The sequence below is a fragment of the Natronocella acetinitrilica genome, from assembly GCF_024170285.1.
Classification (GTDB): domain Bacteria; phylum Pseudomonadota; class Gammaproteobacteria; order Nitrococcales; family Aquisalimonadaceae; genus Natronocella; species Natronocella acetinitrilica.
The window spans coordinates 94,987-120,346 of the sequence record NZ_JALJXV010000001.1 but is presented as its reverse complement, the minus strand read 5'-3'; the positions used below and the strand labels follow the sequence as shown (position 1 = coordinate 120,346).

The window sequence follows — 25,360 nt, the reverse complement described above, 5'->3', positions numbered from 1 at the left end:
TGACAACGGTTTTCACGGGAGCTAAGGTTCCGACATTACTCAACGACGCCGACAACGGTGCGTCCGCAGGGTCCCCGCTTTTGCAGCCCGAATTCCACCCGACAGCGAATGGCCTAGGTCACGCGCATTACTCCGAATCCGAAGATATTGCTGGAGGCTCGACACCGTGAGCGGAGAGATAGTGTACGTCACCGATGACAACTTCGAAGATGAGGTTCTCAAATCGGATGGTCCTGTTCTTGTAGATTACTGGGCCGAGTGGTGTGGGCCGTGCAAGATGATTGCGCCCATACTTGATGAAGTCTCTCAGGAGTATTCCGGTCGCCTGAAAGTGGCGAAGCTGAATATCGACGAGAATCCCGAGACTCCACCGAAATTCGGCATCCGTGGCATTCCAACGCTGATGCTCTTCAAGGGCGGAGCGGTGGAAGCCACCAAGGTGGGCGCCTTGTCGAAATCGCAGCTAACGGCGTTCATCGACAGCAATCTCTGATTATCGCCCCGATGGCCGGCGGCCATCCCAACGCCGCCGGCAGACTTAATACAGACGCAAGTATCCCGACCGCCTCAGGCTCCGGCCCCGTGCAGTGCGGAACACGGAGAGCGACATCCCTGGTGGCAGTGCGCCCAGCCAGGCGCGGCGGAGATCTTGCCAAGAGTAATCACAGATTGGTCCGGCTTGCCGCCGGAGCCCATTCCACATCGAGACCAGAAGCAAAGTCATGAATCTGACCGAATTGAAGAAAATGCCGGCGAGCGAGCTGGCCGAGTTGGCCCAATCCTTCGGTATTGAGGGTGTGGCCCGGTCCCGCAAGCAGGACATGATCTTCTCGATCCTGAAGGCCCAGGCAAAAAAGGGTGAGGACATTCACGGCGATGGCGTACTGGAGATCCTCCAGGACGGCTTCGGCTTCCTCCGCTCCGCCGATAGCTCCTACCTCGCCGGCCCCGATGATATCTATGTCTCCCCCAGTCAGATTCGCCGCTTCAGTCTGCGCACCGGCGATACGGTTGCAGGCAAGATTAGGCCGCCCAAGGAGGGTGAGCGCTACTTCGCGCTTCTCAAGGTCAGCGAGATCAATTTCGAGGCCCCGGAAAGCGCGAAGCACAAGGTCTTGTTCGAGAATCTCACGCCGCTGTTCGCCAAGGACCGCTTCATACTCGAGCGTGGCAATGGCAGTACGGAGGATCTCACCGCCCGCGTCATCGACATGTGCGCGCCCATCGGCAAGGGCCAGCGCGGCCTGATCGTCTCGCCGCCCAAGGCCGGCAAGACCATGCTCCTGCAGAACATTGCCCAGAGCATCACCTCGAACAATCCCGAGTGTTACGTGATCGTGCTGCTGATCGATGAGCGGCCCGAGGAAGTGACGGAGATGCAGCGCACAGTGCGCGGCGAAGTGGTGTCCTCCACCTTCGACGAGCCCGCCAGCCGCCATGTCCAGGTCGCCGAGATGGTCATCGAGAAGGCCAAACGGCTAGTGGAGCACAAGAAGGATGTCGTCATCCTGCTGGACTCCATCACCCGCCTCGCGCGCGCCTACAACACCGTGGTGCCCTCATCCGGCAAGGTCCTCACCGGCGGTGTCGACGCCAATGCGTTGCATCGGCCCAAGCGCTTCTTCGGTGCAGCCCGGAATATCGAGGAAGGTGGCAGCCTGACGATTATTGCCACTGCGCTGGTGGAGACCGGCTCGCGCATGGACGACGTGATCTACGAGGAATTCAAGGGCACCGGCAACATGGAAATCCATCTGGATCGCCGCATCTCCGAGAAACGGATTTTCCCGTCCATCAATATCAACCGCTCCGGAACGCGCCGCGAAGAGCTGCTGATCAAGGCGGATGAGCTGCAGAAGATCTGGATCCTGCGAAAGGTGCTGCATTCCATGGACGAGCTTGCCGCCATCGAGTTCGTGCTCGACAAGCTCAAGGACACCAAGGTGAACAGCGAATTCTTCGAATCGATGAAGCGCTGACCTGCGCATCGACCCCGCTACGGTGCGGGAACCAGCAAGTCGCTGCTTCGCGGTGAGCTGCCCTGGTCCAACCTGACCAGGGCAAAACCGTCGTCACCGTAGCCCTCGATGACCAGACGGGCCACCGCCGTACCGGGCATCCAGGACACGGGCTCCCCCAGCACATTCCGCAAGGTTCTATCGCCGCGCAGGGCAATCAGGCTATCCCCCGGGGAAAGTCCGTCGGATTCCCGGACGTTGATCCGCCACAGGCCATTCTGCGAACCGGCAATCCCGGCGCTCCAGGGGAGTAGGCGGGCCCGGTCGGTGATCTCAAGAAGCATGTTGTCTGCCAGTTGATCCAGGCTTGCGCGCGGCACTGTCCCGTTTGCAATGGGCAGCGCGACGTTGCGGATGCGCCCCGCATGGCCCATGCGCAGTTCGTAGTGGCGCAGCCGCAGTCGTGCCTCACCGGCGCCTTCGATGACCAGCAATCCATGGCTGGGCGTTTCATCCCGCAGTGCCGCCAGGCACTCGCTGGACAGATCCAGGGCTGCGCAGTCTCCGATCGTCGCCGGTAGTGCATCCCACTGCTCAGCGACGGTGATCGGGTAGTCCAGGCTCACCGCCACCAGTCGCTGCGCCAGTCGTGGGTCCACCGTAGGGTCGATCAGCAGGGTGACCGAGGTGTTGCGACCAAGGGTGGCGCCTTCCCGATCGCCATCACGGTCCGTGGGCTCCTCATCGGCATCCAGCGTCAGCAGATCCTCGAGTCCAACGGTTTCAATGGCATCGCCGCTGCCAATCAGGTTTTCCTGCGCGGGCTGCTGCAGAAACTCTGCCGCCGTTACCGGCGCTGACTCGGGCTCGGGTGTGGATGTACAGGCGGCCAGGATCAGCGCGCTGGAAAGGACTACGGGTGGCAATAGACGGTTCATGGTCGAGTGACTCCGGCGGGTGCCATGCGGATCAGAGTCGGCAGCATAGGAAACGGGGCTCTCCTTGGCAAACGCCATGCGGTTCTGATGGAGCGCGGCGGCCGTGTCTGAGGTCACCGGCTGCAAGCCGCCTCGTGGGGCTTCTGCAGCGTGGTTTGCATGAGATTGATGCGTCCGATGCGAAAGCCTGCTTCACAGTAGCTCAGGTAATAGCGCCAGATGCGCTGGAAGTGCTGGTCGTAGCCGAGTTCCTCCACGCGATGCAGAGCATCGAGGAATTGCTGATGCCAGCGCCGCAGCGTGCGGGCGTAATGTTCCCCGAAAAAGCCCATGTCCGCGACCTTGAGCCCGGTTGCCCCGGCGATGCGTGTGAACTGTTCCACGGTGGGCAGCATGCCGCCGGGGAACACGTAGCGCTGGATGAAGTCCGGCGTCGACCGATATTGCTGGTACCAGTCCTCGTCGATGGTGATGACCTGCAGCGCGGCTCGTCCACCGGGGCGAAGCGAGCGCGCAACGCTCTCGAAATAGGTGGGCCAGTACTCCTCGCCCACGGCCTCGAACATCTCGATGGAGACGACATGATCGAAATGTCCGGTCACATCCCGGTAGTCCTGGAGTCGCAGATCGATGGCCTCATCCAGGCGGAGCTCGGTGACCCGTTCCCGGGCGTAGGCCAATTGTTCCTGCGAGAGGGTAAGGCCGGTAACCCTTGCCCCGCGCCGTGCCGCAGCGATGGCCAGTCCGCCCCAGCCGCAACCGATTTCCAGAATATGGTCACCAGGGGACAGGTCCAGGCGGTCGAGTATGCGTTGGTACTTACGGTTCTGGGCTGCCTCCAGTGCGACGTCCGGCACCTCGAAGAGAGCCGAGGAGTAGGTCATGGTGTCGTCCAGCCACTCCCTGTAGAAAGCGTTGCCAAGATCGTAGTGGGCCGCAATGTTCCGCCGACTGCCCCGGTGGTTGTTGCGGTTGCCGCGGTGCTCGAGCAGCAGCCTGCTGCGGGCAAGCGCGTTTGGTCGGGTGGAGCGACCGAGGTAGGGTTCGTTCACCGCGAGCAGTTCCAGCAGTGCCGTGAGGTCATCGGTTTCCCAGTGACCGGCGAGATAGGATTCGCCTAACCCCAGCGCGCCATGTCCCCACAGCCTTGTCAGGAATGCCCAGGGTCGATGCAACCGCAGGTGAGCCTCCGGGCCTGCGGCTTCGCCCCGGATCATGCTGTGATGGTCATTGATCTGGATGGTCAGCGTGCCATGCCGGATTCGCCGCGCCATGGCCTGCAAGACTCGTCCGGAAAGGCCCGGCAAGTCCCCGGCCACGGCGCTCGCCCCCCTGGACCCCTCCATCAGTTGATCTCCTGTTCCGGTCGGGGTGGCTTTCGATGAAAGCGCGCACCCCGCAACCACAGCTTCAGCGCCTGCCAGTGTATCGCTGCGATCACCTTGATGGACTGCAGGGGCTGCGTGACAGCCAGGCGCAGCAATCTGGCATCGGTCAAATCGTAGCGCTCTCCAACCTGGCTCGCCAGCATTCGGGGGCTACCATCCTGATCGAGGCGAATCACCGTGGACAGTCGTTGCGACGGCGGGGTGAGACGGAATGCGTAACTGCCGCTGACCGGGAAGAACGGTGACACGTGGAAGCACTTCCGCTTGCTGGAGTTGATCACGCCCTGCAGGGGGGCGCCGCCGTCGTGCAGCAGGTAGCCATGCCATTCACCGAAGGTGTTCCTGACCTCGCAGAGCACGGCCCGCAGCGTGCCATCGCTGTGGTGACAGTACCAGACGCTGAGCGGATTGAAGCCGTAGCCCAGTACCCGCGGCATGCACAACAGCCGAACGCGGCCGCCCGCCAGGTCCAGCCCGAAGCGCGCCAGCGTCGCGTCGATCCAGGGGCGCAGAGCCGTGCCATCCTTGGGACCGTGGTCCCGATCGTGAAAACTGAACACATTGAAGCGGTTGCGTGAGAGTAGCCGTAGCGCCCGCAGATCGCGGTCAATGGTGTCGATATCCAACAGCAGCTGGAACAATCGATAACGGAAACCATACAGCGGCGGCACGAACCTGCGATGCATCACCGTGCCGAGGTAGAGAGACGCGTTCATGCGCTCAGGATACCTGCAGATCGGCTCCGGGGTCGCGAATGGATTCTCCGACACCCTCGGGTTCCAGTTCCGGGGGTGTGGTCCACGGCTCTGTGATGCCCAGGGCGCGACCGACTTCCACCGCGGAGCGCAGGGCGTCTTCGTGGAAGCCATAACCGAAGTAGCTGCCACAGAACCAGATACGATCGCGGCCCTGGATCTGGTGCAGCATGCGCTGGGCCCGCATGGCCGCGGTGTTGAACACCGGGTGATCGTAGCTGAAGCGGCGCAGCACCGTGTCTGGCGCCGGTTCGCGTTCGGGGTTGAGGGTCACGAAGTAGTCCCGGCTACCGGGCAGCCCCTGCAAGCGGTTCATCCAGTAGCTCACGGCGGGCGGTGCATCGCCGGCATTGGCCAGGTAATTCCAGGAAGACCAGACCCGCGGCATGCGCGGCATCAGGGTGCTGTCGGTGTGCAGCCAGGCGTCATTGGGCTGGTAGCCGAAACTGGAGAGCAGGGTGTGTTCCCAGAAATGCGGCCGGTCAAGCATTTCCAGCGCCTGGTCGGCGTGGGCGGCTACCACCACCTGATCGAACTCGCCCAGTTCACCGTGCTGGCCATACAGCCGCACACCCTTTTCGGTGCGCACGATTCGCTTGATGGGCATGTCAGTCTCGTGACCGCCGGAGATGCCCGGCAGCATGCGTCGCACGTACTGTCTGGCGCCATTGGCCACAGTGCGCCAGACGGGGCGATTGAACAGGTCGATCAGGCCGTGATTATTGAAGAATTTCAGGAAGCGCTGCGCCGGGAATGCCAGCATGTCGTGCTGCGGACAGGACCAGATCGCCGCGGCCATGGGCAGCAGGTAGTGGTCCCGCAGTGCCGGCCCGGTTTCCGTGTACTCCAGGTAGTCGCCGAGTGTGAGTTCGTCGTCCGGCGTTTCCTGCAGGTAGCGCTTGGACAGGCGGTTGAAGCGCACAATGTCGGCGGTCATGCGCCAGAATGCCGGCCGAAACAGGTTATGCCGCTGCGCGAAAACCGTGTTCAGGCTGTCGCCGGCCCATTCGAGCCCGGTCTGTGCCGAGGAGAAGGAAAACGACATGTCGCTGTCGCGGCTTTCAACGTCCAGATGCCGCAGCATGCCGGTCAGGTGGGGGTAGTTGCGCTCGTTGTAGACGATGAAGCCCGTATCTATTGGAATCGAATCATCGCCCGGACCCTGCACATCGACGGTATTGGTATGGCCGCCGACGTAGTGATTTGCCTCGAAAAGAGTGACCTGATGGGCCTTGCTGAGCAGCCAGGCGGCAGTCAAACCGGCCACTCCGCCGCCGACGACGGCGATTCTTGATTCATGCATCTATCGAGTACCCCAAAAGCCTGTACAACAATTGTACATTATCGATGCGCCAAAGCCAGTGTTCCATGTGGATCGTGCGCATTCAATCTTGACAGGCACGTGTGTCAGGAAAGCATGACACTTTTTGTGCGGTTAAGGTAAGTTTTTACATCGGAGCTCGGCCCTGCTGAGGGCGCGCCCATGGGCGACAGACAAGGGGTGCTTGGGTATGCTGGCCCAGTATCCAGGCTAAAGACTCCGGGCACGGGGTGTTGCTTGTGGCGGTAAGGAGTGGATCGACGGCATGGCATCGGTCTCTGGGCGAACAGGTCGCGCTGCTGGCGCGCGCAGCGACGCCACGCTGGCGGATCTGGCTGCATTTTCGGCCGGCGTTGGTGATGTCGCTGGCGTGCGTGAACTGTGTGAGAGGGTGACGCGGGCGCTTGGCCTGGACTACTTCCTTTACGGTTTGCACGTGCCGTCGTCCATGACCGATCCGGATATGCTGGTGATCGATGGCTTTCCAGCGGGTTACGTCGAGTCGGTTTACCGGCCTCGCAACTACGTGCAGATCGATCCCGTGGTACATCATCTGTTCAGGTGTGTGACGCCGGTGCTCTGGCGTGATCTGCATGACCTCCCTCTGGGCGATGGCCGACAGTTTGCCGATTTGCTCCATGAGGCTGAAAGCTACGGCCTGGTTACCGGTGCAGCGCTGCCAATGCACGGACCGAGAGGGACGATTTCCCTTTATTCCATTGCCAGTCGCCAGCGCGGGCCGAAAGCGGAACGGATGCTGCGACAATGTCTCCCTGACGCCCTGCTCGCGCTCACGCACATCCACGAGGCTGCGATGCGGGTTACCCGCCAGGATGAGCTTGAACACGAGGCCCTGACTCCGCGGGAACTGGAATGCCTGGCCTGGTGTGCCGAAGGCAAGACATCCTGGGAAACGGCGCGCATCCTCGGAATTGCCGAGCGCACCGTGGTTTTTCACCTGCAGAATGTGAACATGAAACTGCGCGTCTCCAGCCGGCAGCAGGCCGTCGCCCAGTCCATCGCCATGGGTCTGGTCAACCCGACGCCGCGACGTCTGCCCAAGTCCGACGTCGGCGACGCCTGAAGGTACACTGGGCTTGCGTTTGCGTTCGAGTTACTGTTTGCCATGGCCCGACCAGATCCTGAATTGCAGCGATTGCGGCACCTGGCGCTGCGCGTCTACGACTGGCTTGGCCGCATCCTCGCTGGCATCGCGGCGGTGTGGCTGTTCGGCTTGTTGTGGTTGCCCCTGGGGCTGGCCGTGGGCTTCGCGGTGGATCGTGGGCGACGCATCGCCGCTTTCCGGCTGGCACGGTGGAATGCCTTGGCTGCGGATGCCGATGATCGCCGGTACATACTCACTGCAGCCGCCACGATGGGCTTTGTCGCGAAGGCGGACGGGCGGGTCAGTTCGGCGGAAATCGCTGCAGCCGGCGAGGTATTCGATGTGCTCGAGTTACACGGCCTGGCTCGCCGGCAGGCCATCCGGCTATTCGGGTTGGGCAAGCGGCCGGGTTTTCCGGCCTACCTGCTCGGGCGACACTTTCGCCGCCGCTTTGGCCGTAATGAGGCGGCCACGTCCTGTCTGATCGAATACCTGGTCGCCGTGGCGGTGGCCGATGGCCGGTTGCCGGATCAGACGGAGCGGGCGCTGCGTCGGGTACTCCGCGGCCTGGGGCGCCGGCCCGAGGCTCTCGATACGCCCTTGCGCAAGGCGCTGTTCGGGGGAGGGCTGACGCTGCAGCCTATCCCCCGATCGCCCTATCTGCTGCTCGGTATCGAGCCCACGGCCAGCGACGCCGAGATCAGCCAGGCCTATCGGCGCCTGGTGGGCAGGCACCATCCTGACCGATTGCAGGCCCAGGGCATGAGTGCCGAGGACGTGCGTGCCGGCGCAGAGCGCGTGATGGCCGCGCGGCGCGCCATGGAGGCCATCCGTCGTGAAAGGGCTTCTGCCTGAGCGGCAGGCCCTCAGAAGCTCAGCAGCCCGAAGCGCCCGCCGCTGGCAATCGCGACAACGACCAGGCCGAGCACCAGGTTGATTCCCACCAGGCGACGGATGGCTCCCAGGGCCTCGGCACCGGTTGCCCAGTCACGGGCATCCACCGCCGCACGCAGGCGCCTGAAGGGCAGGAAGAACACCAGCAGGAAGAGCAGCACCATGACCAGGCCCAGACCATGCATCAGGTGGATGTGCAGCGGCCACTGGGCCATGCGGCCGCTCATGGTGAAAGCCAGCCAGTAGCCACTGAATGGCACGATGATGGCGGCCTTCCAGACCCAGACGAAGAACTTCGCCAGTACCCGTCGCCACAACATCAGCCTTTCCGGCGGCTCCAGGGTCGCCACCGCTACAGGTCGCAGTATGACCCAGGCGAAGAACATGCCGCCTACCCAGATAACGGCGAACAGCACGTGCAACAGGTTGGCAATGCTCATCAGTGGGGTCCTTGTTGGTTCCGAGACGATCGACGCCACAGTGTAACAGCCCCTGCCACAGGCTGGACGTGGCCCGTAAGCAGGCTTTTCGTTAAAGTGCCCAACTTCCGTTATGGGACACGAGCGAACCGCCGGGGTTTATGCAGATGACCGACTACCGCATTGCGCCTTCCATCCTGTCAGCCGATTTCGCCCGCCTGGGTGAGGAAGTGGATGCCGTGCTGGCGGCGGGAGCGGACATGGTCCACTTCGATGTGATGGATAATCACTATGTGCCCAATCTCACCGTGGGTCCGCTGGTCTGCAAGGCCCTGCGCGATTACGGTGTGACCGCCGATATCGATGTCCATCTGATGGTCAGGCCAGTGGACCGCATCATCCCGGATTTTGCCGAGGCGGGGGCCACCTGGATTACGTTCCACCCGGAGGCCACGGACCACCTGGACCGCAGCCTGCAACTGGTGCGCGACTGCGGCTGCAAGTCGGGGCTGGTTTTCAATCCGGCCACCTCGCTGGACCATCTGCGCTACGTCATGGACAAGATCGACATGATACTGCTGATGTCCGTCAATCCGGGCTTCGGTGGCCAGTCGTTCATTCCCTCGACCCTTGCCAAGCTGCGCGAGGCGCGGGCACTCATCGACGCCTCCGGTCGGCAAATCCGCCTTGAGGTGGACGGCGGCATCAAGGTCGACAACATCGCCGAGGCAGCCCGCGCCGGCGCCGATACCTTTGTTGCCGGCTCGGCCATCTTTGGTCAGCCCGACTATCCCACGGTCATCGCCGCCATGCGCGAGCGGTTGGCCATAGCGAGGTCCGTGTGATGGTGCCGAGCTCGCGGGACATCCTGCTGTTCGACCTGGACGGCACCCTGGTTGATTCCGCCCCGGACATGGCCGACGCCGTGGACGCCATGCTCGTGCAGCTGGGAAAGCAGCCGGTGGGTGAGGCGCGGGTGCGCGACTGGGTTGGCAACGGGGCGCGACGTCTGGTGATGCGCGCGCTGACCGGCGACATGGACGGTGAGGTGGAGGCGGCGAGGGCGGATCAGGCCTTGACGCTTTTCCTGGAGGCCTATCGCGCCGCGCTGTGCGTCCGCAGTCGCCTCTACCCAGGTGTTCGCGAGGGTCTCGATGCGCTGCGCGGCGCCGGCTTTCGGCTTGCCTGCGTCACCAACAAGCCGGAGTTGCTGGCGGTTGACCTGGTTAATCAGCTCGGCCTCGCTGCACACCTCCCGGTTGTCGTCGGGGGTGATACAACGGCCGAGCGCAAGCCGTCAGCGCAGCCCCTGCTGCATGCGTTGCGCCAACTCGACGGCTCCCCGCAACGGGCCATCATGGTGGGGGATTCGGTCAACGACATCAGTGCCGGTCGGAATGCTGGCATGCCCGTCTATTGTGTGCCCTACGGTTACAATCACGGGATGAATATCCGTGACGCTGGCGCCGACGCCGTGGTGGATGACATCATGGCGCTTTACCGGCTGCTGGGCTCTGCAAGCGAGCGCAGCCCTTCGCAATTACACGGTACCGGTGGAATGGGATAGTGACCTGCAACGCAATGGATCTACAGGACACCCGGTTGATGGTGGACCGGCAGGCTGACGATCGGCGGCGATGGCGATTCTGAGCCATTGCAGCCGCGTCATGCCGCACCCATTTGCAACCAACGGTCCGAAAGATGAATCAGGAACAGTTTCAGGAACTGGCCCGACAGGGTCATAACCGCATTCCCGTTGTCCGCGAGGTTCTGGCCGATCTGGACACACCGCTGTCCACCTACCTGAAGTTGGCCGACGGCCCCTATTCCTTCCTGCTGGAGTCGGTGCAGGGCGGCGAGAAGTGGGGCCGCTACAGCATTATCGGTCTGCCCAGCCGCACCGTGGTCCGGGTATTCGACCATGAAATCACCGTCACCACCGACGGCCAGGTGGTGGAGCGTGAGCGGGTGGACGACCCCCTGGCGTGGATCGAGGCCTTCCATGGTCGCTACGAGGTGCCGCAACCGCCGGGGCACCCCCAGTTGCCCCGCTTCATTGGCGGGTTGGCGGGCTATTTCGGCTACGACACCATCCGCTATATCGAGCCGCGTCTCAAGGCGCGGCGCCAGCAGGACGATCTGGGCGTGCCCGACATCCTGCTCATGGTGGCCGATGAAGTCCTGGTGTTCGACAACCTGGGTGGTCGGCTGTATCTGGTGGTGCATGTGGACCCGCAGGTGCCCAACGCCCTGGAGTCGGGCCAGGCCCGGCTGGATGAACTGGTGCAGCGCCTGCGTCGTGCCACCACCGACTACCAGCCGGAACACCAGCGCCGCCACGTGGCCGAGGCGGATTTCACCAGCAACATGACGCAGACTGGCTTCGAGGCGGCGGTGGACCGCATCAAGCGGTATATCGTCGATGGCGACGCCATGCAGGTAGTGCCCTCCCAGCGCATGAGCGTGCCCTATCAGGCGGCGCCGCTGGATCTCTACCGCGCCCTGCGCTGTACCAACCCGTCCCCCTACATGTACTTCCTCAACCTGGAAGACTTCCAGGTGGCCGGCTCGTCGCCGGAAATCCTGGTGCGGCTGGAGGACGATGAAGTGACCGTTCGGCCGATTGCCGGAACGCGGCGGCGGGGTCGCACCGAGGCCGAGGACGAGGCGCTGGAGCGTGAATTGCTGGCCGATCCCAAGGAAATCGCCGAGCACCTGATGCTGATCGATCTGGGCCGCAACGATGTCGGCCGGGTCAGCGAGATCGGCACTGTGCGCGTGACCGACCGGATGAGCATCGAGCGCTATTCCCACGTCATGCACATCGTCTCCAACGTCACCGGCCGTCTGCGTCCCGGCCTGACTCCGCTGGATGTGCTGCGTGCGACATTCCCCGCCGGCACCCTGAGTGGCGCGCCCAAGATCCGCGCCATGGAGATCATCGACGAACTGGAGCCCACCCGCCGCGGTGTCTATTCCGGCGCCGTTGGCTACTGGTCATGGAGCGGCAACATGGATACGGCCATCGCGATTCGCACCGCCGTGATCAAGGACGGTATGCTGCATGTGCAGGCCGGCGCCGGTGTGGTGCATGACTCCGTGCCCCGCCTCGAGTGGGAGGAAACCCTGAGCAAGGGGCGTGCGATCATGCGTGCCGTGGCCATGGCCGAGCAGGGTCTCGATCGCCTGGATCAAGCCTGAAGGAGCGCACCGTCATGCTGGTGATGATCGACAACTACGACTCCTTTACCTACAACCTGGTGCAGTATCTCGGCGAGCTGGGTGCCGACGTGCGGGTCTACCGCAACGATGACATCGATCTGGACGCGCTTGAGCGTCTGGCACCGAGCCACCTGGTGATCTCCCCCGGCCCCTGCACCCCGAACGAGGCGGGTATCTCCATCGATGCCATCCTCCGGTTCGCGGGACGCATCCCGGTGCTTGGCGTCTGCCTTGGTCATCAGGCAATCGGCCAGGCCTTCGGGGGATACGTCATCCACGCCGGTCGGGTCATGCACGGCAAGACCTCGGATATCTATCATCAGGACCAGGGTGTGTTTCGTGGCCTGCCGAATCCCATGGTGGCCACCCGATACCACTCCCTGGTGGTGGATCAGTCCCGCCTGCCGGATTGCCTTGAAATCACGGCCTGGACGCAGCAGCCCGACGGCAGCATGGAAGAGATCATGGGGCTGCGGCACCGGGAGCTGGATGTGGAAGGCGTGCAGTTCCACCCCGAGTCGATCCTGACCCGGGAAGGGCACGACCTGTTGCGCAATTTCCTGAACCGGCGACCGCCCGCCGACCGTGCTGCCTGACTGCGAGGACACAGACATCATGAACATGCAGGGCGCCATACGCGCCGTCACCGAAGGCCGGGATCTCAGCCATGACGACATGACCGCCGTCATGCGCACCATCATGACCGGCGAAGCCACCCAGGCGCAGATCGGCGGGTTTCTGGTGGGTTTGCGCATGAAGGGCGAGACGGTGGAGGAAATCGCCGCCGCGGCTGCCGTCATGCGTGAGTTGGCCACCCGGGTCAACGTCGGGCGGGAACACCTGGTGGATACCTGCGGCACCGGCGGTGATGCCAGCGGCACGTTCAACGTCTCTACCGCCACCGCCTTCGTCGTGGCCGCCGCTGGCGGCAAGGTGGCCAAGCATGGCAACCGCTCCGTGTCCTCATCCTCCGGCAGCGCTGATGTGCTTGAGACCGCCGGCGCCCGCCTTGATCTCACCCCCGAGCAGGTTGCCGAGTGCGTGGAGACGGTGGGCGTGGGCTTCCTGTTCGCACCGCTCTATCACTCGGCGATGAAGCACGCCATCGGCCCGCGCCGGGAAATGGCAGTGCGCACCATCTTCAATCTGCTCGGCCCGCTGACCAATCCCGCCGGTGCCCCGAATCAGCTGCTGGGCGTGTTTGCCGAGCACTGGGTGCGACCCGTGGCCGAGGTGCTCAAGGCCCTGGGTAGCGAGCGGGTGCTGGTGGTGCATGCGGCGGACGGACTGGACGAGATCAGCATTTCCGGCGCAACCCATGTGGCGGAACTGCGCGATGGCGAGGTGCGTGAGTACACCGTCACGCCGGAAGATTTCGATCTGCCCCCCGCGCCTCTCGAGAGCATCCGGGTGAGTAGTGCCGAGGGTAGCCTCGGCTTGATCCGTAGCGCCTTTGCCGGTGAACCGGGAGCGAATGCCGACATCATCAGCCTCAACGCCGGTGGTGCAATCTACGCGGCCGGCCTGGCAAGCAGCTTCGCGGCGGGCGTGCAGCGGGCCCGGGAGTTGCTTGCATCCGGTGCCGCTGCCGACAAGCTTGACGAGTTTGTCGCCTACACCAAGCGTTTCGGATAGGAGGGCCGGCCCATGGATACCGCAGATGTATTGAAGACGATTCTGGCGCGCAAGGCCGAGGAGGTGGCCGAGCGCAGCCAGGGGCTGGATATGCAGACCCTGCGCCACGAGGCCATGCACGCCGACCGACCGCGCGGCTTTCGCGGGGCACTGATCGATGCGATCGCCGCCGGGGGCAGCGGAGTCATTGCGGAGATCAAGAAGGCGTCTCCCAGCAAGGGCCTGCTGCGGCCGGATTTCGACCCCGAGGCCATTGCCCGGAGCTATGCGCGGGGCGGCGCCACCTGTCTGTCGGTGCTGACCGACGAAGACTTCTTCCAGGGGCACGATCTCTACCTGCAACAGGCGCGCAAGGCCTGTTCGCTACCGGTCTTGCGCAAGGATTTCGTGATCGATCCATTCCAGGTCTGGGAAGCCCGCATGCTCGGGGCGGACTGCGTGCTGCTGATCGTCTCTGCTCTCAGTGACAGCCGCCTCGCGGAACTCGATGACCTGGCCCGTCACCTGGGCATGGATGTACTGGTGGAGGTGCATGATGAGGCGGAACTCGATCGTGCACTGGCCATCAAGCCCGACATGGTGGGCATCAACAACCGAAATTTGCATACCTTCGAAACGGATATCCGCACCACCGTGCGATTGCGGGAGCGCGTGCCCGAGGGCGTGCTGATTGTTACCGAGAGTGGGATCGGTACCCGCGAGGATGTTGAGCTGATGCACCAGCAGGGCGTGCACAGCTTTCTGGTCGGTGAGAGTTTCATGCGCGCCAGCGATCCCGGTGAAAAGCTGGCCCAGCTGTTTGGCAACTAGCAGCTATTCAGCTAGCGCGTGTTGAAGATCACCATGGTCTTGCCGGCCACGGAGATGAGTTCCTGTTCTTCGAGATCTTTCAGTACCCGGCCAACCATTTCCCGGGAGCAACCGACGATACGCCCCAGTTCCTGACGGGTGATTCTGATTTGCATGCCGTCCGGGTGCGTCATGGCGTCGGGTTCGCGACACAGGTCCAGCAGGGTTCGGGCCACGCGACCGGTGACATCCAGGAAGGCCAGGTCGCTGACCTTGCGACTGGTTCGCCGCAGGCGCTCCGCCATCTGGCCCGCCAGGAACATGATGATCTCCGGGTCTTCCTTGGATACCTGGTGGAAGCGGCTATAGCTGATTTCAGCGATTTCGCAGGCGGTGCGGGTACGCACCCAGGCGCTGCGTTTGCTTTCCGCCGAAAACAGGCCCAGCTCGCCGAAGAAGTCCCCCGCGTTGAGGTAGGCGAGCACGATCTCGTGGCCGTTCTCATCCTCGATGATGACGCTGACGGAGCCTTCGGTGATGTAGTAGAGCGCGTCGGGTTGGTCGCCGGCATAGATGATGCCGGTCTTGGCGGGGTAGCGTCGCCGGTGGCAGTGGCGTAGCAGGTTGTCGATGGACCAGTTGGTTCGTGTTCTTGGCAGTTCACGCGTCATCCGCATTGGCGCACACACCTTTTGTTTTCTGATTGGGTCGGGCCGTGCCCGCCGACCGATCCCGTTGCTCCGCCCGCGTTGTGCGGATAGCTTACGTGGTCCGCTTGGCCAACGCGCGGCCATGTTGATCTTACCGTGTCCAGTGACTGTGTCACAGTCCGAGAAAAAATTCCTGTATTCGCCGCTGCAATGGAGGCTGGCCCAGGGAATCGGATTCGCACGACCATGGCGTTCGCCCCGAGGGCGCTTGTATAATCGCCCGCCCGTTGGGCATGCTGCCCGGCGGCATTCGACGCCAACTGGAGTCAGTCATGCGCGCAAGTATCAAGTGGGCCGGCGGTGCGAGCTTCGAGGCCCGCTCGGAAACGGGACACACGGTCATCATGGACGGGCCGCCGGACATGGGTGGAGAGAACCGCGGCGCCAGGCCGATGGAGATGCTGCTCGTTGGTCTGGGTGGCTGCAGCGCCTTTGATGTGGTGCATATCCTGCAGCGCGGTCGTCATTCAGTGACTGATTGCCAGGTGGAGGTCACCGCCGAGCGTGCCGAGGAGCCACCCAAGGTGTTTACCCGTATCCACATGCACTATCGCGTGGAGGGGGACAACCTGCCGGATGCCGCAGTCAAGCGTGCGGTCAGCCTGTCGGCTGAAAAGTACTGCTCAGCGTCTATCATGCTCGGCAAGACCGCAGAGATCACCCACGACTACGAGGTCGTGGCGACAGTCACAGGCCGCTGATCCGTGGCAGCGAATCGGGAGGACGGACCGTTGAGCGTATCGGAAAGACTGCGGCTGCACGGTTTTAACAACCTGACCAAGTCCCTGAGCTTCAATATCTACGATGTCTGCTACGCGCGCAATGCCGAGCAGCGTCAGGCGTACATTGCCTACATCGACGAGGTCTACAACGCCGAGCGATTGACCCAGATCCTGACCCAGGTGGCGAATATCATCGGCGCCAACATACTCAATATTGCCCGGCAGGATTATGACCCGCAGGGGGCCAGCGTGACCATCCTCATCGCCGAGGAGGATGAGGTCGAGGAATCCCGTGTGGCGGGTGCCGAGCCCGGACCCCTCCCCGACACGGTGCTTGCCCACCTGGACAAGAGCCATATCACCGTGCACACCTACCCGGAGACCCATCCCGAGAACGGCGTTAGCACCTTTCGGGCGGATATCGATGTCTCAACCTGCGGTGTGATCTCGCCGCTGAAGGCCCTGAATTTCCTGATCCACTCCTTCGACTCCGACATCGTGACCATGGATTACCGGGTGCGCGGTTTCACGCGGGATGTGGAGGGCCGCAAGCACTTCATCGATCACGAGATCAACTCGATCCAGAATTATCTGTCGGAAGATACCAAGGAGCGGTACCACATGATCGACGTGAACGTTTACCAGGAGCACATGTTCCACACCAAGATGCTGCTGCGCGAGCCGAATCTGAGCAATTACTTCTTCGGCGAGTCGGCCGAGGATTTCTCGGACGAGGACAAGGGCGAGATTCGCCGCCAACTGCGCCGCGAGATGGCCGAGATTTTCTATGGCCGCAATCTGCAGCCCGGGCAGGAAGTCGCCCTCGGGCTCGACTTCAAATAGTCATCGGATCAGTCGAGACGAGCCATGTCCTACTATCGCTATCATGTATTTGTCTGCACCAACCAGCGGGAAGACGGCCGTGAGTGTTGTGCCAGTTGTGGCGCCGACGATGCCCGCGCGTATGTGAAGGATCGCGTCAAGGCGCTGGGGCTTGCCGGAAAGGGTGGTGTCCGCATCAATAACGCCGGCTGCCTGGATCGCTGCAGCGAGGGGCCGGTACTCGTCGTCTATCCGGAGGAGACCTGGTACACCTACGTCGATCGGGAAGATCTCGATGAGATTGTCGACAGCCATCTGGCGGATGGCCAGCCCGTCGAGCGGCTACGCATCTGAACGCCCCGCATCGTGCACTGCAAAAAAACACTTGACTGCCGCACTGCAACATTCGATACTGAAGCTGTCGGTTACGGGGTTCTCCGCCCCTCCCGACGCTACTCCTCCATCCTCCTTAATTGGTGGATTTGAAGGCGCGGCAACCCTCCATTTGCCGCGCCTCTTTTTTTTCTCCCGAAACACCCACGTAGCGCGTGATGCGCATGGTTGAACGGCCATGACCTTTGGGGTACCATTCCGGCCCTTCTCACAGGTTGATGGCTCTCGGAGTAGAGTTCGCATGAAGACGTTTAGCGCCAAACCGGCAGAAGTCGAGCGCGACTGGTTTCTGGTCGACGCCAGCGGTAAAACCCTGGGTCGTCTTGCCAGCGAGATTGCGCGCCGCCTGCGGGGCAAGCACAAGCCCGAATACACGCCCCACGTGGACACCGGCGATTACATCGTCGTCGTCAATGCCGACAAGGTGGAAGTCACCGGGCGCAAGACCACCGACAAGATGTACTACCGGCATACCGGTTACATCGGCAATCTGAAGAGCGTGAATTTCGAAAAGCTGCGGGCAGAACACCCGGAGCGGGTGATCCAGCTCGCGGTCAAGGGCATGCTGCCGAAGAACCCCCTCGGCCGTGCCATGATCAAGAAGCTGAAGATCTACGCCGGCACCGACCATCGGCACACGGCGCAGCAGCCGAAGCCGCTGGAACTCTAAGCGCCCTGCACAGGAACAGGAATGAAGCATGGCTGAACAACAGTATTACGGAACTGGTCGCCGCAAGACTTCTGCCGCTCGTGTATTCCTGCGGCCGGGTAAGGGCGACATTCGCGTCAACGGCCGTTCGCTTGACGAATATTTTGGCCGCGAAACGTCGCGGATGGTCGTGCGTCAGCCCCTGGAACTGGTCGAGGCTGTCGATACCTTCGACATCCACGTCAATGTCTCCGGCGGAGGCGCCAGCGGCCAGGCCGGCGCGATCCGGCACGGTATCAGCCGCGCCCTGATGCAGTACGACGAAAACCTGCGAGGCGTGCTGCGCAAGGCTGGCTTCGTCACGCGTGACGCCCGCATGGTCGAGCGTAAGAAGGTCGGCCTGCACAAGGCCCGTCGCGCCACGCAGTTCAGCAAGCGCTAAGGCTCGACATCCGTCCCGTGTTTTCTTGGGGGATCGTCTAGCGGTAGGACTACGGACTCTGACTCCGTCAACCCAGGTTCGAATCCTGGTCCCCCAGCCAATATCGAAGGGGTCACGCGAAAGCGTGATCCCTTCGTGTTTTTGGGGACTGCTGGCGCTGGTTCAGCCTTTTCCCAGATCCGCCGCCCGCCACAGATACCAGGCCGCCACGCTGCGATAGGGTGCACACACCGCACCGAGCTGCCGCATGCGCGATGCCGTCGGCAAGGTATCCAGCCCCTTCAGCCAGCGATAACCGCTGCGTACACCGAAGTCATCCGCAGGCATGACGTCCGGCCTGCCCAGGGTGTAGATCAGCAGGATCTCCACCGTCCAGCGGCCGATCCCCGACAATTGCACCAGTTGCCCGATCAACTCCTCGTCCGGCAGCGCAGCGGCGGCTTCGAGATCCGGAATCCTCCCCTCCAGCCGGGCCTCGGCAAGGCCGCGGATGGTGGTGATCTTGCGATGGGAGAAGCCGCATGTCCGGAGCGTGTCCACGTCCTGTGCCAGCAGTTGTCGCGGTTCGGGAAACGCGTCACCGGGAAACAGGGCAAGAAACCGCCCCAGGATGGCCGCCGCCGCCCGACCGTGGAGCTGTTGATAGGCCACCGCCCTCACCAGCGCCTCAAAAGGCTCCCGCGCGGGCCGCAACTCCATGGTGCAGGGCCCGACCCGCTGTATCAGGCGGGCCCAGTCCTCGTCGACAGTTGCAAGGTGTCGGCTGGCGGTTGCGTAATCGTAGGGCGTATGCAACATGAATCAGGTTCTCCCAGGGCAAATGGCACAAATGGAGGACGGGTTCGCCGATCAGAGACACGCCGTAAACCCATCCATGGGGGCTCGTATGCGAGGTCCCTCTCGCATACGGTCTCTGATCGGCGAACCCGTCCTCCATTCCCCGACCTCAGCAGTACAGCAATCGCCCAAATCCCATGCAGGCCACACCATCGCCTGCTAGTGTTCCATCATGGAAGTTCTGCTTCAGGATACCGGGCCATACGGATGCCATCACCATGACTGCCATCGACCGACGTTCCCACTCCCAGTCCACCCCCAAACAGCGCCCCGACAGTGAGCCGCCGATTCGCTATGCATTTGGCGCCACCGCCATGGGCCATGTGCTCGTCGCGGCCACACAGCGCGGCGTCTGCGCCATCGCCCTCGGGGATGACAGCAAGGCCCTGGTGGCCGAGCTGCAGGACCGTTTCCCCGCCGCCACCCTGATCCATGACGAGCCCGGCGTGGCGGACCTCTACGGCCGGGTCACGGCCTGGATGGAAACGCCGGGCGCCCTGGTGGACTTCCCCCTGGACATCCGTGGCACGCCGTTCCAGCGAAGTGTGTGGGATGCACTGTGCCGGATTCCAACTGGGCAGACCGTGAGCTATAGCGAACTCGCCGAACGGGTTGGCCAACCCCGGGCAGTGCGTGCCGTGGCTGGTGCCTGTGGCGCTAATGCCCTCGCCGTTGTAATTCCCTGTCACCGGGTCGTGCGCAAGGACGGTGGCCTGTCCGGCTATCGTTGGGGCGTGCAGCGTAAGCGCCTGCTGTTGAGCCGGGAACAGGAGGTCACTGCTCAAGCATGATGCAGGACCTGTTCGATGGGGTGGAGACCGCCGAATGGCGGGAGGAACTGTGCCCCGGTGCCGTGGTGTTGCACGGCTTGGCGTTGCGCCATGAAAAGGCAATTCTCGCCGCCGTTGAGCAGGTCTCCCGGGCTGTCCCGTTTCGCAGGATGGTCACCCCGGGCGGACACACCATGTCCGTGGAAATGACCAATTGCGGGAGCCTGGGTTGGGTCACGGACGAAACCGGCTATCGCTACGCGGAGCGTGACCCGCTCTCCGGGCAGCGCTGGCCGCCGCTGCCGGAACCGTTTTCCCAGATGGCCGCCGAAGCGGCGGACCTATGCGGTTTTCCGGGCTTCGAGCCGGACGCCTGTCTGGTGAACCGCTACCGCCCCGGGACCCGCCTGTCCCTGCACCAGGATCGCAACGAGCGGGATTTCGACCAACCCATCGTGTCCGTCTCCCTGGGGATCTCTGCGGTCTTTCTTTTCGGTGGTCTGCGCCGCCGGGACAAACCCCATCGTGTACCCCTGCGTCACGGCGACGTTGTGGTCTGGGGTGGGCCGGCCCGCATGCGCTATCACGGTGTGATGCCGCTCAAGCCGGACCGGCATCCGTTGCTGGGGGACTGTCGCATCAACCTAACGCTGCGTCGGGCGGCCTGAGGGGCTGGGTTTCAGCGGCGGAACAGCCAGAACAAGAGTGATGCCAACACACTGATGACCAGGCAGGTCATGATGGGGAAGTAGATCGTCGAGCCGCCGCGCTCGATCACGATATCGCCGGGCAGCCGGCCGAGCCCGAGCTTGCTGATCCACGGCCACAGCAAGCCAATGGCGATCAGGGCTATGCCGAGGATGATGAAAACCCTGCTCATTCAGGTTCTCCTCAGGCGCGACGCATTTCCTGTACACCTTCAGGGCCGCCCAAAAGCAGCAGATCGGCGGCGCGATGGGCGAACAGCCCGTTGGTGACGACGCCGACGATATTGTTGAGCTTTTCCTCCAGCGTGAGTGGCTCATCGATACGAAGTCCGTGCACGTCGAGGATCACGTTGCCGTTGTCGGTGACGACACCTTCCCGGTATACCGGACGGCCACCGAGCTTGACCAGTTGGCGGGCCACGTAACTCCGCGCCATGGGAATCACCTCCACCGGCAGGGGGAATTCGCCCAGCGTGCCCACCAGCTTGCTCTGATCGGCAATGCAGATGAACTGCTTGCTCACTGCGGCGATGATCTTTTCCCGGGTCAGGGCGCCGCCACCGCCCTTGATCATCTGCAGGTACTTGTTGATCTCGTCGGCGCCGTCGACGTACACCTTGATCTCCGCCACCGAGTTGAGATCCTCCACGGTGATGCCGATTCGCTTGAGACGCTCCGTCGAGGCTTCGGAACTCGACACCGCTGCGGGAATCTGGTCACGCAGTGGCGCCAGGGCATCGATGAAGTAATTGACCGTGGAGCCGGTACCCACCCCGATCACGCCGTTGCGGGGCAGGTGTGCGATAGCGGCCTCTGCCGCCGCCTTTTTCTGTGCGTCTGCGTTCATGCTGACTCTCCTGGCGGCAAATGCCGCTCATCATACGACCGGGTTCAGCGTCCTGAAACACGGGCCACGGATGCAAGGAGCCCGCAGCTTCCCTACACTACTGCCTTTCCCCGCGGATCGCACAATATCTCGCAACAAGACACCGGGGCTCCATGCACGCAACGGAAGGTACGGATGACCAAGCCCTATCTGGAACGCATACTCACCGCCCGGGTTTACGATGTGGCGCGCCACACCAGCCTCGATCCGGCGCCGAATCTCTCCACGCGACTGGGCAACAGCGTATTCCTGAAGCGTGAAGACCAGCAGCCGGTGTTTTCCTTCAAGCTGCGGGGCGCCTACAACAAGATATCCCGATTGTCAGAGGAACAGCGCGCGCGGGGGGTGATTTGCGCCTCGGCGGGCAATCACGCCCAGGGTGTCGCGCTGTCCGGCAAGGAACTCGGCATCAAGGCGGTGATCGTCATGCCCCGCACCACGCCCCGGATCAAGGTGGATGCGGTGCGTCGCCTTGGCGGGCGCGTGGTGCTCCACGGCGACAGCTACGACGAGGCCGCCGCCCATGCCCGCAAGCTGATGGAAGAACGCGGCATGACCTGGATTCCCCCCTTCGACGATCCTGACGTGATCGCGGGGCAGGGGACGGTGGGGATGGAAATCCTGCATCAGCATCCGGAGCAGCTGGACGCGGTGTTCGTCTGTGTTGGTGGTGGTGGCCTGATCGCCGGCATCTCGGTCTATATCAAGCATCTGCGCCCGGATATTCGCATCATCGGTGTGGAGCCGGAGGATGCCCCTACGCTGCACCAGGCCCTGGCCAAGCAGCGTCGCGTCAAGCTCGATCAGGTGGGGCTGTTTGCCGATGGCGTCGCTGTCAGCCAGATCGGCAAGGAGACGTTCCGGGTCGCCCGCAAGCACGTGGACGAGGTGATCCTGGTCTCCACCGACGAAATCTGCGCCGCCATCAAGGATATTTTCGACGATACCCGCACCGTGATGGAGCCCGCCGGTGCCCTGTCCGTGGCCGGCCTCAAGAAGTACGTGGAGCGCGAGGGGGTTCAGGGCCAGCGGTTCGTCGCCATCGCCAGCGGCGCCAACATGAATTTCAGCCGGCTCGGCCATGTGGCGGAACGGGCCGAAGTGGGTGAACACCGTGAAGCGGTGCTGGCGGTAACCATTCCCGAGCGGCCCGGCAGCTTCCGGCAGTTCTGCCAGACCATCGGTCAGCGGGGAATCACCGAGTTTAACTATCGCTATGCCGACCCGGATACGGCGCATGTGTTCGTCGGCGTGCAGTTGAACGACGGCCTCAGCGAACGGGACGCCTTGATCGAGGAATTACGTGCCGCCGACTACCCCGTGCTGGATCTCACCGAAAACGAACTGGCCAAGGGCCATATCCGTCACATGGTGGGCGGGCACGGGAATCTGGTGGAAGACGAGGTGCTATACCGCTTCGAATTCCCGGAGCGACCGGGGGCCCTGCTCAGGTTTCTCACCAAGCTGGGCAAGACCTTCAACATCAGCCTGTTCCATTATCGCAACCATGGCGCCGCCTATGGGCGGGTGCTGGTTGGCGTGCAGGTGCCGCCGAACCAGCGCAAGCGCTTTGCCGAATTCCTGGAGAAACTCGAGTACCGCTACCACGAGGAAACGGGTAACCCGGCCTACGAGCTGTTCCTCGCCTGACGCCTTCGCGGTGTGATCTCCGCTATCGCTTCTTGGCCTGGGAGAACGCCGCCGCCAGGGCGCCCTGCTGGGCAGCCGCCGCTTTGTCACGGCCACGGTCCGCCGGCTTCCCTGGCTTGTCGCGCCGCACCTGATCCTTGCGCGCCGCGTTGCCCTCGTGCGTCTTCCGGTCTCCGGGCAGGGCGTCCTGCAGGCGCATGCTGAGTCCGATACGACGGCGCTTGAGGTCCACCTCCATTACCTTGACCTTGACCACGTCGCCGGAGCGGGTGATCTCCCGTGGGTCCTTGACGAAACGATCGGACAGGGCGGAGATGTGGACCAGCCCATCCTGATGCACGCCGACGTCCACGAAGGCGCCGAAGTTGGTGACGTTGGTCACCACGCCCTCGAGGATCATCCCGGGTTCCAGGTCTTCCGGCTTTTCCACGCCGTCGCGGAAGCTTGCGGTACGGAACTCAGGGCGCGGATCGCGGCCGGGTTTTTCCAGTTCGCTGAGAATGTCCCGCACGGTGGGTTCGCCAAAGCGGTTGTCGGTGTAGTCCGCCGCATTCACCGATTGCAGGAACTGACGGTCACCGATGACCTGCTCCAGCCTTCGGCCGCTGATCTTTAGCAGGCGCTTCACCAGGGGATAGGCTTCGGGATGCACGGCGGATGCATCCAGTGGCTGCGTGCCGCCACGGATGCGCAGAAACCCGGCTGCCTGTTCGAATGTTTTCTCACCCAGGCGCGGGACCTGCTTCAGTGCCGCCCGGTTCGGGAACGGCCCGTGGGCGTCCCGGTGGGCAACCAGGTTTTCCGCCAATGTCTCGCTGAGCCCGGAAACACGCCGCAGCAGTGCCGCCGAAGCGGTGTTCAGGTCGACGCCCACGGCGTTCACGCAGTCTTCCACCACCGCCTCCAGGCTGCGTGCCAGACGGCTCTGACTGACGTCGTGCTGGTACTGGCCGACACCGATGGCCTTGGGGTCGATCTTGACCAGTTCCGCCAGGGGGTCCTGCAGTCGTCGGGCAATGGAGACGGCGCCCCGCAGAGAGACGTCCAGTTCGGGGAATTCCCGGGCGGCAAGTTCCGACGCGGAATACACCGAGGCACCCGCCTCGGATACCATCATCCAGGTCAGGCGAAGCGCGCCATGGCGCTTGCTGAGGTCTGCCACCAGCTTGTCAGTCTCACGAGAGCCGGTGCCATTGCCGATGGCGACCAGTTCAACACCGTGACGTTCGCAAAGCGCCGCCAGCACGGCGATGGATTCATCCCAGGCCTTGCGGGGAGGGAGCGGATAGATGGTCGCCGTTTCCACCACCTTGCCGGTGGCGTCTACCACCGCCACCTTGCAACCGGTGCGGATACCCGGGTCGATACCCATCACGCAGCGCGGTCCTGCCGGGGATGCCAGCAGGAGATCCTTCAGGTTGCGGGCGAACACGTCGATGGCCTCATGCTCCGCCTGTTCCCGCAATACGCCCAGCAGGTCTGTTTCGAGGCGCGTGAAGAGCTTGATACGCCAGGTGAAGCGGGCGACGCCGGCCAGCCAGTTATCGGCTGCACGTCCCCGTTGTTCGATTCCTGCATGACGGGCGACCCGTGCCTGGCAGTCGTCGGCAACGCTCGCATCGGTTCCGGCTTCGAGAATGAGCCGCAACACGCCCTCGCGGCGACCGCGGAACAGGGCCAGCGCCCGATGCGAGGGTATGCGCTGCAGTTTCTCGCTGTAATCGAAATAGTCGGAGAACTTTGCGCCCGCCTCACGTTGCTCGGGAACGACTTCCGAACGGAGCACGCCGTGTCGTAGCACCAAATCACGGAGTTCACCCACCAGGTCCGCCGATTCGGCGATGCGCTCGGCGAGCAGGTGCCTGGCACCCTCCAGTACCGCATCGGCATCCGCAAAGCCATGATCAGGTGCCAGGTAGTCGCCGGCGGCGCTAGTGGGCTTGATGTCCGGTTGCGACAGCAGCAGATCAACCAGGGGCTCCAGTCCGGCCTCCCGGGCGATCTGGCCGCGGGTCCGCCGCTTCTTTCGGTAGGGCAGGTAAAGGTCCTCAAGCCGTTGCTTGGTGTCGGCACTGCGCACGGCCCGCTCCAGTTCCGGGGTGAGCTTGCCCTGTTCCCCGATCTGCTCGAGCACCGTCCGCCGGCGTTCCTCGAGTTCGCGCAGGTAACCAAGTCGCTCCTCAAGCTGGCGGAGCTGGGTATCGTCCAGGCCACCAGTGGCCTCTTTGCGATAGCGGGCGATGAAGGGCACCGTGGCGCCGCCGTCCAGCAGGTCGACGGCTGCCTGTACCTGTTGCGGGCGCACGGTCAACTCGTCCGCGATGCGCCGGGTCAGTGTTTCGGTCATG

Annotated in this window: 28 protein-coding genes and 1 tRNA gene; 19 read left to right on the top strand and 10 right to left on the bottom strand. The window is 63.2% G+C overall.

Annotated features, from left to right (window positions below; translation table 11 throughout):
* Positions 1-166 precede the first annotated feature (166 nt).
* Together trxA and rho are read left to right on the top strand one after the other, a co-directional pair.
* The gene (gene trxA / locus J2T57_RS00625) at positions 167-493 is read left to right on the top strand and encodes a thioredoxin TrxA (protein ID WP_253472687.1); all 327 of its coding nucleotides are present in this window, start codon (positions 167-169) and stop codon (positions 491-493) included.
* A gap of 229 nt (positions 494-722) precedes the next feature.
* Positions 723-1,979: a transcription termination factor Rho gene (gene rho / locus J2T57_RS00620; RefSeq protein WP_253472684.1), complete on the top strand. Its 1,257-nt coding sequence runs from the start codon at positions 723-725 to the stop codon at positions 1,977-1,979.
* Between the two features lie 17 nt (positions 1,980-1,996).
* Here rho and J2T57_RS00615 read toward each other — a convergent pair whose 3' ends face one another.
* From J2T57_RS00615 to J2T57_RS00600, 4 genes are all read right to left on the bottom strand, one after another.
* Positions 1,997-2,896, bottom strand: coding sequence for a hypothetical protein (locus J2T57_RS00615; protein ID WP_253472681.1), 900 nt, complete (start codon positions 2,894-2,896; stop codon positions 1,997-1,999).
* A 113-nt stretch (positions 2,897-3,009) separates the two neighbouring features.
* Positions 3,010-4,242, bottom strand: a complete 1,233-nt coding sequence (locus J2T57_RS00610; protein WP_253472678.1) for an SAM-dependent methyltransferase — start codon at positions 4,240-4,242, stop codon at positions 3,010-3,012.
* Positions 4,242-5,000 (bottom strand): DUF1365 domain-containing protein, encoded by a 759-nt coding sequence (locus J2T57_RS00605; protein WP_253472675.1) that lies wholly within the window; start codon positions 4,998-5,000, stop codon positions 4,242-4,244. Before J2T57_RS00605 ends, J2T57_RS00610 begins: the two co-directional genes overlap by 1 nt.
* Before the next feature lie 4 nt (positions 5,001-5,004).
* Positions 5,005-6,342 carry an NAD(P)/FAD-dependent oxidoreductase gene (locus J2T57_RS00600; RefSeq protein WP_253472672.1) on the bottom strand — a complete coding sequence of 446 codons (1,338 nt, stop codon included), beginning with the start codon at positions 6,340-6,342 and terminating at the stop codon, positions 5,005-5,007.
* A gap of 283 nt (positions 6,343-6,625) precedes the next feature.
* On the opposite strand from J2T57_RS00600, the gene J2T57_RS00595 reads away from it, so the two are divergent.
* Together J2T57_RS00595 and J2T57_RS00590 are read left to right on the top strand one after the other, a co-directional pair.
* A complete protein-coding gene (locus J2T57_RS00595; RefSeq protein WP_253472669.1) occupies positions 6,626-7,444 on the top strand; it encodes a helix-turn-helix transcriptional regulator in 819 nt (272 codons plus the stop codon).
* 42 nt (positions 7,445-7,486) lie between these two features.
* Positions 7,487-8,320, top strand: a complete 834-nt coding sequence (locus tag J2T57_RS00590; protein ID WP_253472666.1) for a TerB family tellurite resistance protein — start codon at positions 7,487-7,489, stop codon at positions 8,318-8,320.
* Positions 8,321-8,331: 11 nt separating this feature from the next.
* Here the strand turns inward: J2T57_RS00590 and J2T57_RS00585 are convergent, their stop codons facing one another.
* Positions 8,332-8,799 carry a CopD family protein gene (locus J2T57_RS00585; protein ID WP_253472663.1) on the bottom strand — a complete coding sequence of 156 codons (468 nt, stop codon included), beginning with the start codon at positions 8,797-8,799 and terminating at the stop codon, positions 8,332-8,334.
* Positions 8,800-8,945: 146 nt separating this feature from the next.
* Here J2T57_RS00585 and rpe point away from each other — a divergent pair, with 146 nt between their 5' ends.
* The 6 genes from rpe (at position 8,946) to trpC (ending at position 14,445) form a co-directional block, all read left to right on the top strand.
* Positions 8,946-9,623, top strand: a complete 678-nt coding sequence (gene rpe / locus J2T57_RS00580) for a ribulose-phosphate 3-epimerase (RefSeq protein ID WP_253472660.1) — start codon at positions 8,946-8,948, stop codon at positions 9,621-9,623.
* A complete protein-coding gene (locus J2T57_RS00575) occupies positions 9,623-10,345 on the top strand; it encodes a phosphoglycolate phosphatase (RefSeq protein WP_253472658.1) in 723 nt (240 codons plus the stop codon). The genes rpe and J2T57_RS00575 overlap by 1 nt, the downstream gene beginning before the upstream one ends.
* A gap of 134 nt (positions 10,346-10,479) precedes the next feature.
* A complete protein-coding gene (gene trpE, locus J2T57_RS00570; protein ID WP_253472656.1) occupies positions 10,480-11,979 on the top strand; it encodes an anthranilate synthase component I in 1,500 nt (499 codons plus the stop codon).
* A gap of 14 nt (positions 11,980-11,993) precedes the next feature.
* A complete protein-coding gene (locus J2T57_RS00565) occupies positions 11,994-12,596 on the top strand; it encodes an anthranilate synthase component II (RefSeq protein ID WP_253472654.1) in 603 nt (200 codons plus the stop codon).
* Positions 12,597-12,615: 19 nt separating this feature from the next.
* Positions 12,616-13,635: an anthranilate phosphoribosyltransferase gene (trpD, locus tag J2T57_RS00560; protein ID WP_253472652.1), complete on the top strand. Its 1,020-nt coding sequence runs from the start codon at positions 12,616-12,618 to the stop codon at positions 13,633-13,635.
* A gap of 12 nt (positions 13,636-13,647) precedes the next feature.
* A complete protein-coding gene (gene trpC, locus J2T57_RS00555) occupies positions 13,648-14,445 on the top strand; it encodes an indole-3-glycerol phosphate synthase TrpC (protein WP_253472650.1) in 798 nt (265 codons plus the stop codon).
* Between the two features lie 11 nt (positions 14,446-14,456).
* Here the strand turns inward: trpC and crp are convergent, their stop codons facing one another.
* Complete coding sequence (gene crp / locus J2T57_RS00550; RefSeq protein WP_494546283.1) at positions 14,457-15,101, bottom strand: cAMP-activated global transcriptional regulator CRP; 645 nt, start codon at positions 15,099-15,101, stop codon at positions 14,457-14,459.
* A 305-nt stretch (positions 15,102-15,406) separates the two neighbouring features.
* On the opposite strand from crp, the gene J2T57_RS00545 reads away from it, so the two are divergent.
* The 6 genes from J2T57_RS00545 to J2T57_RS00520 all read left to right on the top strand — a co-directional run bounded on the left by J2T57_RS00545 (position 15,407) and on the right by J2T57_RS00520 (position 18,262).
* Positions 15,407-15,835 (top strand): OsmC family protein, encoded by a 429-nt coding sequence (locus tag J2T57_RS00545; protein WP_253472648.1) that lies wholly within the window; start codon positions 15,407-15,409, stop codon positions 15,833-15,835.
* A 30-nt stretch (positions 15,836-15,865) separates the two neighbouring features.
* Positions 15,866-16,699 carry an adenosylmethionine decarboxylase gene (gene speD / locus J2T57_RS00540; RefSeq protein ID WP_253472646.1) on the top strand — a complete coding sequence of 278 codons (834 nt, stop codon included), beginning with the start codon at positions 15,866-15,868 and terminating at the stop codon, positions 16,697-16,699.
* Positions 16,700-16,723: 24 nt separating this feature from the next.
* Positions 16,724-17,032 carry a (2Fe-2S) ferredoxin domain-containing protein gene (locus J2T57_RS00535; RefSeq protein ID WP_253472644.1) on the top strand — a complete coding sequence of 103 codons (309 nt, stop codon included), beginning with the start codon at positions 16,724-16,726 and terminating at the stop codon, positions 17,030-17,032.
* A gap of 280 nt (positions 17,033-17,312) precedes the next feature.
* Complete coding sequence (gene rplM, locus J2T57_RS00530; RefSeq protein ID WP_253472642.1) at positions 17,313-17,741, top strand: 50S ribosomal protein L13; 429 nt, start codon at positions 17,313-17,315, stop codon at positions 17,739-17,741.
* Positions 17,742-17,769: 28 nt separating this feature from the next.
* On the top strand, positions 17,770-18,162 hold the full coding sequence (rpsI, locus tag J2T57_RS00525) for a 30S ribosomal protein S9 (protein WP_253472640.1): 393 nt from the start codon (positions 17,770-17,772) through the stop codon (positions 18,160-18,162).
* 26 nt (positions 18,163-18,188) lie between these two features.
* A tRNA-Gln gene (locus J2T57_RS00520) sits at positions 18,189-18,262 on the top strand.
* Between the two features lie 62 nt (positions 18,263-18,324).
* Here the strand turns inward: J2T57_RS00520 and J2T57_RS00515 are convergent.
* Positions 18,325-18,960 (bottom strand): DNA-3-methyladenine glycosylase family protein, encoded by a 636-nt coding sequence (locus J2T57_RS00515; RefSeq protein ID WP_253472638.1) that lies wholly within the window; start codon positions 18,958-18,960, stop codon positions 18,325-18,327.
* Positions 18,961-19,217: 257 nt separating this feature from the next.
* Here J2T57_RS00515 and J2T57_RS00510 point away from each other — a divergent pair, with 257 nt between their 5' ends.
* The gene (locus J2T57_RS00510; protein WP_253472635.1) at positions 19,218-19,790 is read left to right on the top strand and encodes a methylated-DNA--[protein]-cysteine S-methyltransferase; all 573 of its coding nucleotides are present in this window, start codon (positions 19,218-19,220) and stop codon (positions 19,788-19,790) included.
* Entirely contained in the window at positions 19,787-20,437 is a 651-nt protein-coding gene (gene alkB / locus J2T57_RS00505) for a DNA oxidative demethylase AlkB (protein ID WP_253472633.1), read from the top strand. The genes J2T57_RS00510 and alkB overlap by 4 nt, the downstream gene beginning before the upstream one ends.
* 11 nt (positions 20,438-20,448) lie before the next feature.
* Here alkB and J2T57_RS00500 read toward each other — a convergent pair whose 3' ends face one another.
* Complete coding sequence (locus J2T57_RS00500) at positions 20,449-20,649, bottom strand: DUF2905 domain-containing protein (protein ID WP_253472631.1); 201 nt, start codon at positions 20,647-20,649, stop codon at positions 20,449-20,451.
* Between the two features lie 11 nt (positions 20,650-20,660).
* Positions 20,661-21,323 (bottom strand): ribose-5-phosphate isomerase RpiA, encoded by a 663-nt coding sequence (gene rpiA / locus J2T57_RS00495; protein WP_253472630.1) that lies wholly within the window; start codon positions 21,321-21,323, stop codon positions 20,661-20,663.
* Between rpiA and ilvA the strand changes: the two genes are divergently transcribed.
* The gene (ilvA, locus tag J2T57_RS00490) at positions 21,273-23,012 is read left to right on the top strand and encodes a threonine ammonia-lyase, biosynthetic (protein WP_436262670.1); all 1,740 of its coding nucleotides are present in this window, start codon (positions 21,273-21,275) and stop codon (positions 23,010-23,012) included. The two genes, rpiA and ilvA, sit on opposite strands and share 51 nt — an antisense overlap.
* A 22-nt stretch (positions 23,013-23,034) precedes the next feature.
* Here ilvA and J2T57_RS00485 read toward each other — a convergent pair whose 3' ends face one another.
* A complete protein-coding gene (locus tag J2T57_RS00485; protein ID WP_253472626.1) occupies positions 23,035-25,359 on the bottom strand; it encodes a Tex family protein in 2,325 nt (774 codons plus the stop codon).
* Position 25,360 lies beyond the last annotated feature (1 nt).

What these genes read in the sequence shown, in the direction of transcription:
- rho (WP_253472684.1), top strand. Translation starts at nt 723, where the DNA reads ATGAATCTGACCGAATTGAAGAAAATGCCGGCGAGCGAGCTGGCCGAG.
- J2T57_RS00615 (WP_253472681.1), bottom strand. Translation starts at nt 2,896, where the DNA reads ATGAACCGTCTATTGCCACCCGTAGTCCTTTCCAGCGCGCTGATCCTG.
- J2T57_RS00610 (WP_253472678.1), bottom strand. Translation starts at nt 4,242, where the DNA reads ATGGAGGGGTCCAGGGGGGCGAGCGCCGTGGCCGGGGACTTGCCGGGC.
- J2T57_RS00605 (WP_253472675.1), bottom strand. Translation starts at nt 5,000, where the DNA reads ATGAACGCGTCTCTCTACCTCGGCACGGTGATGCATCGCAGGTTCGTG.
- J2T57_RS00600 (WP_253472672.1), bottom strand. Translation starts at nt 6,342, where the DNA reads ATGCATGAATCAAGAATCGCCGTCGTCGGCGGCGGAGTGGCCGGTTTG.
- J2T57_RS00595 (WP_253472669.1), top strand. Translation starts at nt 6,626, where the DNA reads ATGGCATCGGTCTCTGGGCGAACAGGTCGCGCTGCTGGCGCGCGCAGC.
- J2T57_RS00590 (WP_253472666.1), top strand. Translation starts at nt 7,487, where the DNA reads ATGGCCCGACCAGATCCTGAATTGCAGCGATTGCGGCACCTGGCGCTG.
- J2T57_RS00585 (WP_253472663.1), bottom strand. Translation starts at nt 8,799, where the DNA reads ATGAGCATTGCCAACCTGTTGCACGTGCTGTTCGCCGTTATCTGGGTA.
- rpe (WP_253472660.1), top strand. Translation starts at nt 8,946, where the DNA reads ATGACCGACTACCGCATTGCGCCTTCCATCCTGTCAGCCGATTTCGCC.
- J2T57_RS00575 (WP_253472658.1), top strand. Translation starts at nt 9,623, where the DNA reads ATGGTGCCGAGCTCGCGGGACATCCTGCTGTTCGACCTGGACGGCACC.
- trpE (WP_253472656.1), top strand. Translation starts at nt 10,480, where the DNA reads ATGAATCAGGAACAGTTTCAGGAACTGGCCCGACAGGGTCATAACCGC.
- J2T57_RS00565 (WP_253472654.1), top strand. Translation starts at nt 11,994, where the DNA reads ATGCTGGTGATGATCGACAACTACGACTCCTTTACCTACAACCTGGTG.
- trpD (WP_253472652.1), top strand. Translation starts at nt 12,616, where the DNA reads ATGAACATGCAGGGCGCCATACGCGCCGTCACCGAAGGCCGGGATCTC.
- trpC (WP_253472650.1), top strand. Translation starts at nt 13,648, where the DNA reads ATGGATACCGCAGATGTATTGAAGACGATTCTGGCGCGCAAGGCCGAG.
- crp (WP_494546283.1), bottom strand. Translation starts at nt 15,101, where the DNA reads ATGCGGATGACGCGTGAACTGCCAAGAACACGAACCAACTGGTCCATC.
- J2T57_RS00545 (WP_253472648.1), top strand. Translation starts at nt 15,407, where the DNA reads ATGCGCGCAAGTATCAAGTGGGCCGGCGGTGCGAGCTTCGAGGCCCGC.
- J2T57_RS00535 (WP_253472644.1), top strand. Translation starts at nt 16,724, where the DNA reads ATGTCCTACTATCGCTATCATGTATTTGTCTGCACCAACCAGCGGGAA.
- rplM (WP_253472642.1), top strand. Translation starts at nt 17,313, where the DNA reads ATGAAGACGTTTAGCGCCAAACCGGCAGAAGTCGAGCGCGACTGGTTT.
- rpsI (WP_253472640.1), top strand. Translation starts at nt 17,770, where the DNA reads ATGGCTGAACAACAGTATTACGGAACTGGTCGCCGCAAGACTTCTGCC.
- J2T57_RS00515 (WP_253472638.1), bottom strand. Translation starts at nt 18,960, where the DNA reads ATGTTGCATACGCCCTACGATTACGCAACCGCCAGCCGACACCTTGCA.
- J2T57_RS00510 (WP_253472635.1), top strand. Translation starts at nt 19,218, where the DNA reads ATGACTGCCATCGACCGACGTTCCCACTCCCAGTCCACCCCCAAACAG.
- alkB (WP_253472633.1), top strand. Translation starts at nt 19,787, where the DNA reads ATGATGCAGGACCTGTTCGATGGGGTGGAGACCGCCGAATGGCGGGAG.
- J2T57_RS00500 (WP_253472631.1), bottom strand. Translation starts at nt 20,649, where the DNA reads ATGAGCAGGGTTTTCATCATCCTCGGCATAGCCCTGATCGCCATTGGC.
- rpiA (WP_253472630.1), bottom strand. Translation starts at nt 21,323, where the DNA reads ATGAACGCAGACGCACAGAAAAAGGCGGCGGCAGAGGCCGCTATCGCA.
- J2T57_RS00485 (WP_253472626.1), bottom strand. Translation starts at nt 25,359, where the DNA reads ATGACCGAAACACTGACCCGGCGCATCGCGGACGAGTTGACCGTGCGC.